The sequence below is a fragment of the Pseudodesulfovibrio mercurii genome (genome assembly GCF_000189295.2).
Taxonomy (GTDB): Bacteria; Desulfobacterota; Desulfovibrionia; order Desulfovibrionales; family Desulfovibrionaceae; genus Pseudodesulfovibrio; species Pseudodesulfovibrio mercurii.
Genome location: NC_016803.1, coordinates 2,903,503 through 2,917,920 on the forward strand (window position 1 = coordinate 2,903,503; position 14,418 = coordinate 2,917,920).

A 14,418-nucleotide genomic window follows, 5' to 3' on the forward strand; every position below is an offset into this window, starting at 1 on the left:
GTTAAATTGCGATGCTAAGGGGATGATGGCCCATGCCGCAGGGGGTGTCAACACCGTCCGGTGGGCATCCCGGATCACCCCCTTGGGGTTGAATCGGGACGCGGGTTTGCGGTACAAGAGGGACAACCGGAGGGAGACGACCATGAAACCGATGACGATCCGTTCCCGTCTGTCGCGGCGGGACTTTCTCAAGGCCGGGGCCATGACCGTGGTCGGGGCCGGGGTGGCCGGGTGCGCCAAGAACCCGGTCACGGGCCAGAGCCAGTTCATGCTGGTCAGCGAGGAGCAGGAGATCCGGATGGACCGCCAGGCCGCGCCCCAGCAGCTGTCCAACGACTACGGCACCACCCAGGACACCTTCCTGAACGACTACGTCTCCGGCGTGGGCCGCTCCCTGGCCGACGTCTCCCACCGGCCGCAGATGCCCTACAACTTCCACGTGGTCAACGCCAACTACGTCAACGCCTACGCCTTTCCCGGCGGGACCGTGGCCTGCACGCGCGGCATCCTGCTGAACGTGGACAACGAGGCCGAGATGGCCGGGCTGCTCGGCCACGAGATCGGCCACGTCAACGCGCGGCACACGGCCTCGCGCATGAGTTCGCAGATGGTCATCGGCGGGCTGGCGGGCATCGGCGGGGCCGTGGTCGGGGCCAAGTACGGCGGGGCCTGGGGCACCCTGGCGGGCGGCCTGGGCGGGCTCGGGGCCGGGCTGCTCCTGGCCTCCTACAGCCGCGACGACGAGCGCCAGGCCGACGCCCTGGGGCTGGAATACATGACCAAGGCCGACTACAACCCCGAGGGCATGGTCGGGCTCATGGAGATGCTCAACGAGCAGCACTCCCGCGAGCCCAGCGCCCTGGAGGTCATGTTCGCCACCCACCCCATGAGCTCCGAGCGGCTGGCCACGGCCAAGCAGGCCGTGAGCAAGCAGTATTACGGGGCGCGGAAGTACGCCTTCTACCGCGAGCGGTACATGGACAACACCGCGGACCTGCGCAAGCTCGGCCCGGCCATCCGCGACATGCAGGACGCGGAAAAGCTCGGCGGCGAAAAGAAATACGGCCCGGCGGAAGAGAAGATGGACACGGCCCTGGGCCTGGCCCCCAACGATTACACCGGCCTGTTGCTCATGTCCAAGATCCTGATCGCCCAGGAAAAATATGACAAGGCCCTGCCCTATGCCGAGCACGCCAGGGAGGTCTATCCCGGCGAGGCCCAGGCGGGCCAGGTGGCCGGGGTGCTCCAGCTCAAGGCCAAGGAGTACGACAAGGCCTACGCCAGCTTCGAGGCCTACGACAAGGCCCTGCCCGGCAACCCCTACGCGGGCTTCTACAAGGGCATGGCCCAGGAGGGCATGGGTCGCCGCCGTGAGGCGGCCGAGGAGTATTACGCCTTCCTCAAGCAGGTGAACCAGGGGGAGCAGGCGCAGCACGCCTACAACCGCCTCGTCGAATGGGGGTACGTGAAATAGCGGCTGGCCCGCTCTCCCAAATCTATTCCGGGGACGGGTGTGCGACGGGAAGAGAGAGCCGCTACGGATGCCTGCGGCATCCGGGTCGCTCCATGGCGGGGGCGTTGAAAGGAGCCTTGGGCTCCTTTTTGTTTGGTCAAGCCAGCAGTTGTCGGCGGATCTGTTCGGCGAAGCCGTCGGCGTCCGGGCCCAGGGGGAGGAGGTCGATGTCCTGGGGGCGGGTCACGCCGATGCGGGCCTCCACGGCGCGGCGAATCTGCTCCTGGGCGAAGATCGGGCCCCGTTGGACCTCGGGGGTGGTGCCGCTAAGGCGGAGGATGGCCACGCCCACCGCGTCCATGGCCACGGGGTCCGTGCCCGCCAGGATGGTGTTGAAGGCCACCTCGGTGCCGCGATGGGGGCCGCCGTCCACGAAGGCGGTCATGGCGTCCATGAGGATCAGGTCGTGGCGGAAGGCCTGGCTGATCTCGGCGATGAGGGTGCGTTGCAGGCGGGAGCCGTGCAGCTCGGCCATGTAGTTGTAGCCGCTTTCGGGGTCGTGCTTGGCGATGGCGCCCACGGCGTTCTTGAGGGACATGGTGAAGTGCCCGCCGAACTGGTGGGTCTTGAGGCAGCAGGTCTGGACCACCTTGTCCGCCTCGGCGAAATGGCGTTCCAGGAGGAAGCCGCGCTTCCAGTGGGTGCACGGCGGGGTGCGGCGCACGAAGCCGTCCGCGCCGAGCCCGTCCATGACCACCACGTCGAAGCCCACGGTCTCGGCCGTGTGGTTCACGTTCATGCGGCGCAGGACCGAGGCGGTGTCGCCCATGCCGCTGCGTTCGACCAGGGTCATGGGTCCCGCGCCCGCGTCCTTGAGGGTCCGGGCCAGGGTGCGCAGGGTGTCCGGGTGGGTGGAGGCCGGGAACGGGTCCGCGCTGTTGTAGTTGGCCTTGAGCGCCACGGACGCGCCCCGGAAGCCGGTCAGGTCGAACTCGGCCAGGGCCGTCTCGATGCCCGCCACCCGGTTGTCGGTGCGGACCAGCACGACCCTGGCGCGCGGCCGCGACTCGGCCGCCCCGGCCGGTCCGATCCCGGCCAGCAACCCGGCGCCCAGGCCCAGGATGGCCTTGACGCAGCGCCGCCGGTTCATCCGTGTTTCAAGAGATCGCATAGCAGGTCCTCCACGTTCGCAGATTACGGACAACCCCGGCATCTGTAAAGCGGACCACGCCGAAGGGTCCCCCTCCCCAAGGACCGGGAGCACGTGCGCCGGGGACGGAACCAGCGGGTGCAGGCCATAATCCGGCCGTCCCGGCCGCCGGTTCGCCCGCGGGCGGATCAGTGGACCGTGTTCTTGTAGATCTTCCCATCCTTCATGATGACCAGGAAGTTGTTGTCCGGATCCGCAACCAGGTCGAGATTTTCCAACGGGTTGCCCTCCACCAGTATCAGGTCGGCAAGGGCGCCTTCCCTGACCACGCCCAGTTCGCCCGGATACGGGTCGCGCGGTCCGCAGAGCTTGAGCAGTTCGGCGTTGTCACGGGTGGCCATCTTCAGGGCTTCAAAGGGCGTGTACCACCGCTTGAGCTTGGCCAGGAACTTGCCCTGCTTGGCGGCCAGGGCGGGATCGAACAGCATGTCGGTGCCGAACGCCGTCTTGACCTTGTACTTCTTGGTATACTCGACAGCGGTGTCCAGTCCCTTGACCGCCTGTTCGTATTTGGCCTGGCTGCGGGGATTGTCGAACACGAAGGCGTCCTCGTCATTCATCAGCGGCTGCATGCTCCACCATACGCCCTTTCGGGCCATGAGCTTCGCGGTGTCCTTCTCGATGAAGAACCCGTGCTCCACCGACATGGCCCCGGCCTCGACCCACTGCCTGATGGCGGCATCGGTGTTGACGTGGATCATGACGTAGGTGTTCCACGTCCTGGCCACGTCGCAGACCGCCTTGGCCTCCTCGAAGGTATATTCCGTGACGTCCAGCGGATCGTATGCGGAGCTGACGCCGCCACCGGCATGCGCCTTGATCTGGCTGGCCCCCATGCGCAGGATTTCGCGGGTGCGCTTGATCACTTCCGGCACGCCGTCCGCGATGAACGAATGCGTCCGCTGCAAGTAGTTGTATGAGGCGGTCGGCTTTTCAGGCACGGCGTTCGGGCCGCGAAAATCGCCGTGCCCGGAGGTCTGGCCGATATACGGACCGGAAGGATAGATTCGCGGGCCGTCGACCAGCCCCTCGTCGATGGCCCGCTTGACGCCGAAGACGTTGCCGCCCGCGTCGCGTACCGTGGTGAAGCCGCGCAGCAGCGTCTCCCGCGACCCCTCGGCGGCGGCGATGGCGAGATAGCCCAGGTCGGTATTCATCATGGTACTGATGGTTCTGACGGCGAACATGGTGTGCCAGTGGGCGTCGATGAGTCCGGGCATCAGGGTGCGCCCCTTCCCGTCGATGACGTTGACCTTGACCGCATGCCTCTCCATCTTCACGGGATCGTAGATCATGACGTCCACGGCGCCGCTTGACATGAAATCGCAGGAATGGGTCTTTCCGGCCTCGGCCCGCCGCAGGCCGCCCGTCTTGACGTCGATCTCATAGGTGTCGGCCACCTCGATCTCCTCGGCTATCTTCTTGATACGATTCCCGACCACAAGGACGTCGTAATCCTCCAGGAGTTTCTCCCGCTCCCCGTCGAAGATGTTGACGTTCTTGAACAACGTCACTTCCGCCGGGATGTCGTATTGTTCGGCAAAAGCCGCCGAGGCAAGCGCAACCAGGAGCACGAACGCCGCCAACCCAAAGATACTCCTTCTCATCCCTCACTCCTTGCGTCTGGCATTGCCGTATCGGTATACTGTCTGACAATCAGTAGTTTGATACAGGAAGTCAAGCGACAAGCCGGGACCGCAACCGGTACCCGCCAAGCGAAATCGCCGGACACGGACCGGCAACGGACACGCAACCGCGCCCGCACCACCCGCGAAGCGGCACCGAAAAGTTTAGGAAAGGAAGGGGATGGGGGTCCGGGGGAAGGGGAAGGAAAACCCTTTGAAAAGGGCTTTTCCTTCCCCTTCCCCCGGCCGCCGGAGGCGCGGCGGCCTTAGCCGCCGCACTTGGTGTATGCGCAGGATTTGCAGATGTGGCAGCCTTCCTCGAAGACCAGGGGCTCGCCGCATTCGGGGCAGAGCTCGCGGTTGAGGGAGGCGACCTGGCCGTCCACGTGGTCGCCGCTGAGGTAGCGGGACTCGAACACGTAGGCGATGGCGTCCGGGATGGACTTGACCAGGTGCTTCTTCATGAATTTCGGGTTCTCGCCGCCGATGCCCTTGAGCTGCTGGACGATCTCGCGGACCTCCACGCCGGAGCGCAGGGCCAGGGAGACCAGGCGGCCGATGGCCTCGGCCTTGGCGGTGATGGACCCGCCGGACTTGCCGATGGTGGCGAAGACCTCGAAGGGCTTGTTGTCCACCTCGTTGACGGTCAGGAAGAGCATGCCCAGGCCGGTGGGGATCTTCTGGGTGAAGCCGTAGATGACGTCCGGGCGGTCCTTGACGATGGACTTGCCCTGCTTGGCGGCTTCCTTCTTCTTGTCGCCGTCGCCGGTGCACAGGACCTGGGAGGTCTTGGAGCCGTCGCGGTACACGGTCACGCCCTTGCAGCCGTACTCGTAGGCCTTCCAGTAGATGTCCCAGATGTCTTCCTTGGTGGCGGAGTTGGGCAGGTTCACGGTCTTGGAGACCGCGTTGTCCGTGTATTTCTGAAAGGCGGCCTGCATCTTGAGGTGCCAGATGGGCTCGATGTCCATGGAGGTCACGTAGACGTGGCGCAGGTGCTCGGGCAGGTGGTCCATCTTCTTGATGGAGCCGACCTTGGCGATCTCCTCCATGAGCTTGCCGGAGTAGGCGTCGGCGGAATTGAGGGCGGCCTCGAAGTACGGGTTGGTCTCGACCAGCTTGTCGTTGTCCATGACGTTGCGCACGAAGCTGAGGGCGAAGAGCGGCTCCACGCCGGACGAGCAGCCCGCGATGATGGACAGGGTGCCGGTGGGCGCGATGGTCGTGGTCGTGGCGTTGCGGTACGGGCCGAGGTTGGCCTTGCCGAAGGTGGACTCGGGGTAGGCCGGGAACTGGCCGCGCTCGGTCGCCAACTGCTTGGAGGCGCTGCGCGACTCGGCCTGGACGAACTTCATGACCCGCTCGGCCATGTCCACGGCGGTCTGGGAGTTGTAGGGGATCTGCAGCTGGTAGAGCAGGTCGGCCCAGCCCATGACGCCCAGGCCGATCTTGCGGTTCTTGCCGACCATCTCGGTGATCTGGTCCAGGGGGTAGACCGAGGCGTCGATGACGTTGTCCAGGAAGCGCACGGACAGGTGGATGATGCGCTTGAGTTCGTCCCAGTCGATCTCCGAGTCCTTGCCGTTCCTGCCCTTGGCGAAGCACAGGCCGAGGTTGATGGAGCCGAGGTTGCAGGCCTCGTAGGGCAGCAGGGGCTGCTCGCCGCACGGGTTGGTGGACTCGATCTCGCCCAGCGCCGGGGTGGGGTTGTCGCGGTTGATGCGGTCCAGGAAGACGATGCCCGGATCACCGGATTCCCAGGCCTTCTGGACCAGGATGTTGAAGACGTCGCGGGCGTTCAGGGTGCCCACGGCCTCGCCGGTGTTGGGCGCGATCAGGTTGTAGTCGGCCTTCTCGTTGACGGCCTGCATGAAGGCCTCGGTCAGCCCCACGGAGAGGTTGAAGTTGTTCAGCTCGCCGTCGCGCTCCTTGGCTTTGATGAACTCCATGATGTCCGGGTGGTCGATGCGCAGGATGCCCATGTTGGCCCCGCGCCGGGTGCCGCCCTGCTTGATCTGCTCGGTGGCGCAGTTGAAGATCTTGAGGAAGGACAGGGGGCCGGAGGCCACGCCGCCGGTGGAGCCGACCACCGAATCCTTGGCCCGCAGCCGGGAAAAGGCGAAACCCGTGCCGCCGCCGGACTTGTGGATCATGGCCGCGTGCTTGACCGCGTCGAAGATGCCCTCGATGTCGTCCGCCACGGGCAGGACGAAGCAGGCCGCCAGCTGGCCCAGGTCCGTGCCCGCGTTCATCAGCGTGGGGGAGTTGGGCAGGAAGCGGTAGGAGGTCATCAGGTCGTAGAAATCCCGGGCCAGTTTGGCGGGTTTGACAGTGGACCGTTCGTACTTGGCCTCTTCGGCGGCGATGGCCGAGGCCACCCGCCAGAACAATTCCTTGACGGTCTCGTAGACCACCCCTTCCGTATCCTTGCGCTGGTACCGGCGCTGCAAAACTATCTTTGCGTTTTCATTGATGATCGGGTCCGGAAGATTGGCTGGCATTTTGAGTTCTGGCATGAGGACACCCTTGTAACTGATTAAAATACTTAAAAATTATTGATAGATGCGCCGCCGAAAGCCTCTGGCGCTAGAGAATGTCTAGACTACAGAAGGCGCCCTGAAAACGCCAGCCAAAATTCCGTTTGGCGGACAAAAAACCGGTAACCCGCATGGTCCGGGAGTTCCGGGCGGCAGGGGTCAGGTGAGAACCACTCCTGTTTCAAAAATGTCCTGAGAGAGGGGACGATTTTGTCGGTTGCCGGTCCGCTCCGGGTCCCTTTCCGGGGGCGCGGAACGGTCCGGCGGAGAGGGGTGGAGGCGGGGTGGCCGAGGGGGCCGGAACGGGGGCGGCCAACTTTTTTGCCGGGAGGGGGAAAACGCGATTTACCTCCGATTTTTTTTAGTCTATTGGCAAGCCAGCGGTCCCGTACATCAATCATCCAGTAAAGTGAGCTTTTCCATGCGAATTTCCGAACGTCTGGCGAGGATCAAGCCGTCCGCCACCCTGGCGGTGAACACCAAGGCCCAGGAGCTCCAGGCCCAGGGGCGCGAGATCGTCAGCCTGGCCGTGGGCCAGCCCGACTTCTGCACCCCGCTGAACGTCTGCGAGGCGGCCAAGGCCGCCCTGGACGAGGGCTTCACCCGGTACACCGCCGTGCCCGGCATCCCCGAGCTGCGCGAGGCCGTGGCCGCCTACTACGGCCGGTTCTACGGGGCCAAGGCCGCGGCGGCCAACGCCATCGTCAGCAACGGCGGCAAGCAGGTCCTGTACAACCTGATCATGGCCCTGGTGAACCCCGGCGACGAGGTGCTCATCCCGGCCCCGTACTGGGTCAGCTACCCGGCCATGGTCCAGCTGGCCGACGGCGTGTCCGTGTTCGTGCCGACCACGGCCGAGGACGGCTACCTGGTCACCCTGGAGGGGCTTGAGGCCGCCCGCACGGACAAGACCACGGTGCTCATCCTCAACTCGCCGTCCAACCCCACGGGCTGCTGCTACACCCAGGTCCAGCTGGAGGCCATCGCCGAGTGGGCCCGCAGGAACAACATCTTCGTCATCTCGGACGAGGTCTACGACCGGCTGGTCTACGCCCCGTTCGAGCCCGCCTCCCTGTCCAAGACCTGGGAGGCCCACCCCGAGACCATCGCCATCGTGGGCGCGCTGTCCAAGTCGTTCTGCATGACCGGCTGGCGCGTGGGCTACGCCCTGGCCCACGAGGACCTGGTCAAGGCCATGACCAAGATTCAGGGACAGTCCACCTCCAACATCAACTCCATCACCCAGCGCGCGGCCGTGGCCGCCCTGACCGGGCCGTGGGACGTGGTGGACGAGATGAAGCGGGCCTTTGTCCGCCGCCGCGACCTGGCTTACGAGATCATCACCGGCTGGGGCGCGCCCTGCCCCAAGCCCGACGGCGCCTTCTACCTCTTCCCGGTGCTGGACCAGTTCTACACCGAGGACGCCCCGGACTCGGCGGCCATGTGCACCAAGATCCTCGAGGAGGCCGGCGTGGCCCTGGTGCCCGGCTCGGCCTTCGGCGACGACAAGTGCATCCGCTTCTCCTACGCCGTGGCCGACGAGGTCCTGAAGTCGGCCCTGGCCAAGGTGGGCTCGGTCCTGCTGCGCAAGTAGCCAGCCTCCTTACGGAAAGATATCGAAAGGCCGTCCTCATGGGCGGCCTTTTTCGTGTGGGGGGAGGCGGGGCTGCGCCCCGGGCCTATACGTCCAGGCCCTCTTTCTTGTATTCGTTGAGCTTGTTGCGCAGGGTGCGCACGGAGATGCCGAGCAGTTCGGCCGCGCGGGTGCGGTTGCCGGTGGTCTCTTCGAGGCTCTTGAGGATGAGCCGCTTCTCCATCTCGTGCAGGGGCATGACCGACACGGCCTCGTCCGGGGTGGACGGGGGCGCGGCCTCGCAGGCCGCCTGCTGGTCCGCGTCGATGGCCGACAGGTCGTCCGGGGTCCACTGCTCGTCACCCATGAGGAAGTGGCGCGGCCGGATGGGTCCCGCGCCCGCCAGAAGCACGGCCCGCTCCATGAGGTTCTGCAGCTCGCGCACGTTGCCCGGCCAGTCGTAGTTCATCAGCCATTTCCTGGCCTCGTCGGTGAAGGCGAGGCCGGCCAGGCCGTAGGCCGCGGTGAACTTGTTGGTGAAGTATTCGGCCAGCAGGAGCACGTCCTCGCCCCGGTCCTTGAGGGCGGGCAGGGCCAGGGGGATGACGTTCAGCCGGTAGTAGAGGTCCTGGCGGAACTTGCCTTCCCGGACCGTGTCCTCGATGCGTCGGTTGGTGGTGGCCAGGACGCGTACGTCCACCTTGACCGTGTCCACGCCGCCCACGCGGTCGAACTCCGATTCCTGGAGCACGCGCAGCAGCTTGGCCTGGAGGCCCAGGTCCATCTCGGTGATCTCGTCCAGGAGGATGGTCCCGCCGTCGGCCAGCTCGAACTTGCCGAGCTTGCGCTGGATGGCCCCGGTGAACGCGCCCTTTTCGTGGCCGAACAGCTCGCTTTCCAGCAGGTGCTCGGGCAGGGCCGCGCAGTTGATGGCCACGAACGGCTTGTCCGCGCGGTCGGAGTTGTGGTGCAGGTAGCGGGCGAACATCTCCTTGCCGGTGCCGGACTCGCCGGAGATGAGCACCGTGGCCTTGGACCCGGCCACCTGCTTGGCCAGGGCGAGCACGCGCAGGACCGCGGTGTGGCGGCCGATGATCTGGAACCGCCCCTTGGGCGAGCCGTTGCCGGACGGCCGGTGGTCGGCCTTGGGCGGGCAGGGCGCGGGTTCGGGTTCCGGCTCGGGCTCCTCGTCGGGCAGGACGAGCCGGATCTTTTCCCAGACCAGGGGCTCTATCCAGTAGTCGCGCGCCCCGAGTTCGAGAAATTCCGTGGCCTGCTCGGCGCTGCCCGAGGCCGTGAACACGACCACCGGGGGGAACCCCTCGATCTGGGAGGCCTTGCGCAGAAACGCCTTGGCGTCGAATCCCTGCAACTGCGGGCGGCAGAAGATCAGGCAGGGCCGGGACTTCTTGATGAAGCCCAGGGCCCCGTTCAGGTTGTCGGCCAGCCCCGCCTGCAGCCCGGCCTTCTGCAAGGTCGGGAAAATGGCGGTCACGGACTGCGGCTCCGCGATGAAGAGAACTGTTTTTGCCGACATGGTCACTCCTATTATCGGCAAGTCGGAAAGTTTACAAGAGGTTCGCGCGGTTGGCCGAACCGCCGGACCTTCCCGGCCGCGTCCCCTCCCGCCTTGCCCTGGTCCGGCCCATCTGCTACTTCTCGGAAGCCCGAGCGCAAGCGAGAAAATAACCGATGAGCACATCCATACCCGTCCTCTGCTACCACAACGTGTCCGACGTGAACGGCCACACGCCCGAGCGGTTCCGCGAACACCTGGACGCCATGCTCGACGCGGGCTGGCGGACCATCTCCGGCCGCGAGCTGCTGGCCGTGACGCGCGGAGACATGGCCGCGCCGAAGAAATCCCTGGTCCTGACCTTCGACGACGGCCACCTGTCCAACTGGACCACCGTGGTCCCGGAGCTGGAGAAGCGCGGCATGACCGGGACCTTCTTCGCGCTCACGGACTTCACCGTGCCCGGCGAGGTGCGCACGGCCGACACCGCGCCGGCCATGCTGCCCATGCCCCAGGCCTTCCGGGCCGCCCTCCTGGACGGCGATTTTTCCCAGTTCATCAACGAGGCCGAGTACCGGGCCATGCTCGACAAGGGCATGGAGGTCTTCGCCCACGGCTGCCACCACCAGGCCGCGTTCATCAACCTCGTGCCGCAGCCGCCCATGGGGGCGGCCGGGGCGCACTGGGGCGGCTGGTCCATCTATCCCGGCCACCACGACGGCTGGCCCCTGTTCAAGGCCGGGAGCGCCTACGTCTACGACGGGTTCTGGCCCGTGCTCGAAGGGTTGGGCGGGCCGCGCTTCGTCAAGCGGTCCGAGGCCGAGCGCCGGGCGTTCTGCCGCCGGGACTTCCGCCGGAGCCTGGAACGCATCCGCGCCCTGAACGGCTGGGACGAGCAGCTCTTCTGCTGGCCGTGGGGCCAGTTCGACCCGGTGGCCGAGGCCGAGCTGAAGGAGGCCGGGTACGTCGGGGCCTTCACCCTGGAGCGCTGGGCCAACGCCCGGGGCACGGACCCGTTCCGTCTCAACCGGATCGGCGTGGGCGCCCCCAAGGACGGCCGCTGGATCCAGCACCGGCTGCGCATGTACTCGGGCACCCTCTCCTCCCGCTTCTTCTTCAAGAAATACCGCAAGAAGCCGGAGGTGAACGCCGTCCTCTACGCCACGGACTCCGACAAGCTGTCCGGCGGCAGCCGCCAGATGATCAACAACGTCAAGGCCATGGCCGACATGGGCGTGAAGGTATACGCCCTGGTCGCCCCGGACTCGGCCCTCAACCAGGCCCTGGACGGCCTGGACGGAACCAATGTCGAAGTGGTCCGTTTCGACGGGTTCCGGGACTACGTGCGGGCCGGGAAGTTTCTCAAGGCCCTGGTCCGGGACCGGTCCATCGACGTGGTCCACACCTTCCACAACCGGGCCTACAAGATGGGCGTGCTGGCCCGGCTCCTGGGCGCGAAGTGCAAACTGTTCATCAACCGGGGGGTCATCTCCCGGCCCAACGCCGTGTTCTTCCTGTGGACCGCGCTCAGCGACGGGGTCATCGCCAACTCGGTCCGCTGCGCCGAGATACTGCGCAGGCACTGGGTGCGCGGGGGGCTCCTGAACGTGGTCTACAACGCCTATGCGGAACCGGACCACGGCGAGCCCAAGCCGCGCAAGAAGCGGGGCACGCGCTTCATCTACGTGGGCAACGGCGCGCACATCAAGGGGTTCGACGTCTTTCTGAAGGCCGCCGACCGGCTCTGCCGGGACGGGGCGCGCGACCTGGAGTTCGTGGGCGTGGGCGTGGGCGACGGCGAACTCGGCCGGTTCGAGGACGTCCTCACCCCCCGGGTCCGCGAACGCTACCGCAACGCGGGCAAGCTCTCCCACGCCGAGGTCCTGGACGAGCTGCGTTTCGCCGACGTCCTGGTGGTCTCCTCGCGTCTGGAGAGCCTGCCCAACGTCCTGCTCGAAGGGTTCGACTTCGGCCTGCCCGCCGTGTGCACCAGCGTGGGCGGCATCCCCGAGGTGGTCCGCGACGGCGTGGACGGCTTCCTCTGCGCCTCCGAGGACGCGGACTGCCTGGCCGCGCGGATGCGCCGACTGGCCGAGGACCCGCTCAAGCGGTACGCCCTGGGGCTGGCGGGCCGCCGGGTGGTGCGCACCCTGTTCACGCCCGAGGCCAAGGGGCGCAACCTCATGCGCGTGTACATGGGCGAGCGGCTGTACGAGCCCCTGCCCATCGAGGCCATGACCGTGGCCGAGCCCCCGGCCGAACCTGCCGCCGACATCGAGGAGCATACCCATGGGCGCGCCCAAGGCTGACGGCCGCGCCGCCTGGCGCGCCCTGCCCGACGATCTCAAGGGGCTGCTGCGCCTCGGGTTCACGGGCAAGGGCCACCTGCTCGACGTGGCCGCCCACGGCCTGCGCTCGGGCCGGGCCGCCGCCCCCGTGGTCCGGGACGCCCTGCGCACCCTGGCCGCGAACCATCCCCTGGACGGCGGGCTGGCCGCCGAGGTGCTCGACGCCGCCCCGGCCGCCGCGCTCCTCGACCCGGACGACGCGGCCCGGCTGCGCGTCCTGGCCGACCACTGGCGCGCCCCGGCCGACCCCGCGCCGCTCCGCGACCTGCTGGCCGCCCGCGACTTCGCCCGGACCCGTGCCTTCCTGGACCGGGCCGTGGCCCGTGAGCCCGCCAACCTCTTCTGGCGCGAACAGGCGGTCGTCGCGGGCACGGTGGAGAACGAGCCGGACTTCGTCTTCCACATCCTGAACATGGACGCCCCCGACACGGTCCGTCCGCTCCTTGCCGCCGCCGAAAACCGCGCCCGGACCCTCTTTTCCCCGCCCGCGCCGCCCGCGCCCGAAGCGCTCCTGGACGCGGCCCGCACGGCCCCGTGGAACGTCGGCCTGGCCCTGCGCGCCCACGACGCCCTGACCGGGGTGTCCTCCCTGCGCGCGCCCCTGCCGGGCCGCACGGCCGTGCTGCTCTACTCCTGGAACAAGGCGGACGAACTGGACGCCACCCTGGGGACCCTGCTCACCGCCGATCTCGCGGACGCCTCGCTCTTCGTCCTGGACAACGGCTCCACGGACCGCACCGCCGAGGTACTGGCCCGCCGGGCCGGGCAGTTCGCCGACCGGCTGGGCGCGGACCGCCTGACCACGGTCTCCCTGCCCGTGAACATCGGCGCGGCCGCCGCGCGCAACTGGCTGCTCCACCTGGACGCGGTCCGTGCGCACGACTTCGTCTGCTACCTGGACGACGACGTGGACCTGCCCGCCGACTGGCTGCAACGGCTCGGCGCGGCGGTCTCGCGCTACCCCGAAGCGGGCGTCTGGGGCTGCAAGGTGGTGGACCACGCCAACCCCCTGTGCATCCAGAGCGCGGACAGCCACCTGTCCATGGACCCCGAGGCCCATGCCGACCTGACCCGCCTGGACCCCAACCCCTTCGGCCTGACCGGTCTGCACGCCCAGACCCTGGACACCGGCGACTTCGACTTCCTGCGCCCCTGCGCCTCGGTCACGGGCTGTTGCCACCTCTTCCGCACGGACGTGCTCCTGGACTCCGGCGACTTCGCCATCCACCTTTCCCCGTCCCAGTACGACGACATGGAGCACGACCTGCGCCTGTGCGAGGCGGGCCGCTTCCCGGTCTGCCAGGGACACCTCGCCGTGCGCCACAAGAAGCGGACCGGCGCGGCCTCCCTGATCTCCGCCCCGGAACTGGGCAACGCCCTGGGCAACAAGTACAAGATGCAGGTCATGCACGCCCGCGCCGACATCGCCGCCGCCCTCAAGGCCGAACAGGCCCTGCTCGAAAGCGACCTGCTCGGCAAGCTGGAATACCTCGACTCTCTGTAGGACGTCCTGGAAAATCAGGTTTTGAAGGCCGCTCAGCGGCGTTTGCCGGGTGACGTCGCCTCCGGCGGGCAGGGGTTCGCCCCCTTGCCTCCCGCGTATGCGCCTGGGGCGCGGAGGAGGGGGGGGCTTCGCGAAAAAAAACGGCGCGCCATGTCCGTGCATGGCGCGCCGTTTGTTCGCGTGTGGGGGGACCGATCCCTATTCGTAGAGCTTGTCGAGCTCCTCGTACACGTAGCGCATGTACATCATCTTGGGCGAACCGCCCATGGCCACGGCCAGGAGGCCGGCGTCGATGATCTCGTCCTTGGTGGCCCCGCAGGTCACCGCGTTCTGCACGTGGAGCGATATGCACATGTCGCACTGGGATAGGATGGAACAGGCGATCAGGATCAGGGACTGGTACTTGTCCTCGATGGCGCTGCCCTTCTTGATGGCGGCGGTGAACCCCTGGTACGCCTTGAAGACGTTGCGGCGGTTCTTGTTCATCTGGCGAAAGAGTTCGGTCGCTTTTTCAGCGGGTTCCGGCATAGCGGTCTCCTTGGTGAGTAGAGTCCGGTCCAGGAGAACGTCTCCTGGACCGGGCCTATGAGAGGGAGAGAGTCCCGATTGGGTTGCCCATTGGGTACATTCAAAAAATCGACCTGTAAAGTGG

Annotated in this window: 9 protein-coding genes; 4 read left to right on the top strand and 5 right to left on the bottom strand. The window is 66.9% G+C overall.

Going from position 1 to position 14,418, the window contains the following annotated elements; translation table 11 throughout:
- The first annotated feature begins 142 nt into the window (after positions 1 to 142).
- Entirely contained in the window at positions 143 to 1,474 is a 1,332-nt protein-coding gene (locus DND132_RS13145; protein ID WP_014323241.1) for a M48 family metalloprotease, read from the top strand.
- A gap of 136 nt (positions 1,475 to 1,610) precedes the next feature.
- Here DND132_RS13145 and DND132_RS13150 read toward each other — a convergent pair whose 3' ends face one another.
- The 3 genes from DND132_RS13150 to DND132_RS13160 all read right to left on the bottom strand — a co-directional run bounded on the left by DND132_RS13150 (position 1,611) and on the right by DND132_RS13160 (position 6,804).
- Positions 1,611 to 2,624 (bottom strand): DUF362 domain-containing protein, encoded by a 1,014-nt coding sequence (locus DND132_RS13150; protein ID WP_014323242.1) that lies wholly within the window; start codon positions 2,622 to 2,624, stop codon positions 1,611 to 1,613.
- A 167-nt stretch (positions 2,625 to 2,791) separates the two neighbouring features.
- On the bottom strand, positions 2,792 to 4,270 hold the full coding sequence (locus tag DND132_RS13155) for a metal-dependent hydrolase family protein (RefSeq protein ID WP_014323243.1): 1,479 nt from the start codon (positions 4,268 to 4,270) through the stop codon (positions 2,792 to 2,794).
- Positions 4,271 to 4,554: 284 nt separating this feature from the next.
- The gene (locus DND132_RS13160) at positions 4,555 to 6,804 is read right to left on the bottom strand and encodes a vitamin B12-dependent ribonucleotide reductase (protein WP_014323244.1); all 2,250 of its coding nucleotides are present in this window, start codon (positions 6,802 to 6,804) and stop codon (positions 4,555 to 4,557) included.
- Positions 6,805 to 7,246: 442 nt separating this feature from the next.
- On the opposite strand from DND132_RS13160, the gene DND132_RS13165 reads away from it, so the two are divergent.
- Complete coding sequence (locus DND132_RS13165; RefSeq protein ID WP_014323245.1) at positions 7,247 to 8,419, top strand: pyridoxal phosphate-dependent aminotransferase; 1,173 nt, start codon at positions 7,247 to 7,249, stop codon at positions 8,417 to 8,419.
- 85 nt (positions 8,420 to 8,504) lie between these two features.
- Here DND132_RS13165 and DND132_RS13170 read toward each other — a convergent pair whose 3' ends face one another.
- Positions 8,505 to 9,935, bottom strand: coding sequence for a sigma-54-dependent transcriptional regulator (locus tag DND132_RS13170; protein ID WP_014323246.1), 1,431 nt, complete (start codon positions 9,933 to 9,935; stop codon positions 8,505 to 8,507).
- A 155-nt stretch (positions 9,936 to 10,090) separates the two neighbouring features.
- Between DND132_RS13170 and DND132_RS13175 the strand changes: the two genes are divergently transcribed.
- Positions 10,091 to 12,223 (top strand): glycosyltransferase, encoded by a 2,133-nt coding sequence (locus DND132_RS13175; RefSeq protein WP_014323247.1) that lies wholly within the window; start codon positions 10,091 to 10,093, stop codon positions 12,221 to 12,223.
- Positions 12,204 to 13,766 (top strand): glycosyltransferase family 2 protein, encoded by a 1,563-nt coding sequence (locus DND132_RS13180; RefSeq protein ID WP_014323248.1) that lies wholly within the window; start codon positions 12,204 to 12,206, stop codon positions 13,764 to 13,766. The genes DND132_RS13175 and DND132_RS13180 overlap by 20 nt, the downstream gene beginning before the upstream one ends.
- A 198-nt stretch (positions 13,767 to 13,964) precedes the next feature.
- Here DND132_RS13180 and DND132_RS13185 read toward each other — a convergent pair whose 3' ends face one another.
- Positions 13,965 to 14,294, bottom strand: a complete 330-nt coding sequence (locus tag DND132_RS13185) for a carboxymuconolactone decarboxylase family protein (protein ID WP_014323249.1) — start codon at positions 14,292 to 14,294, stop codon at positions 13,965 to 13,967.
- Positions 14,295 to 14,418: the final 124 nt, after the last annotated feature.

Coding starts and splice junctions, on each gene's coding strand:
- DND132_RS13145 (WP_014323241.1), top strand. CDS start 143: ATGAAACCGATGACGATCCGTTCCCGTCTGTCGCGGCGGGACTTTCTC.
- DND132_RS13150 (WP_014323242.1), bottom strand. CDS start 2,624: ATGCGATCTCTTGAAACACGGATGAACCGGCGGCGCTGCGTCAAGGCC.
- DND132_RS13155 (WP_014323243.1), bottom strand. CDS start 4,270: ATGAGAAGGAGTATCTTTGGGTTGGCGGCGTTCGTGCTCCTGGTTGCG.
- DND132_RS13160 (WP_014323244.1), bottom strand. CDS start 6,804: ATGCCAGAACTCAAAATGCCAGCCAATCTTCCGGACCCGATCATCAAT.
- DND132_RS13165 (WP_014323245.1), top strand. CDS start 7,247: ATGCGAATTTCCGAACGTCTGGCGAGGATCAAGCCGTCCGCCACCCTG.
- DND132_RS13170 (WP_014323246.1), bottom strand. CDS start 9,935: ATGTCGGCAAAAACAGTTCTCTTCATCGCGGAGCCGCAGTCCGTGACC.
- DND132_RS13175 (WP_014323247.1), top strand. CDS start 10,091: ATGAGCACATCCATACCCGTCCTCTGCTACCACAACGTGTCCGACGTG.
- DND132_RS13180 (WP_014323248.1), top strand. CDS start 12,204: ATGGGCGCGCCCAAGGCTGACGGCCGCGCCGCCTGGCGCGCCCTGCCC.
- DND132_RS13185 (WP_014323249.1), bottom strand. CDS start 14,294: ATGCCGGAACCCGCTGAAAAAGCGACCGAACTCTTTCGCCAGATGAAC.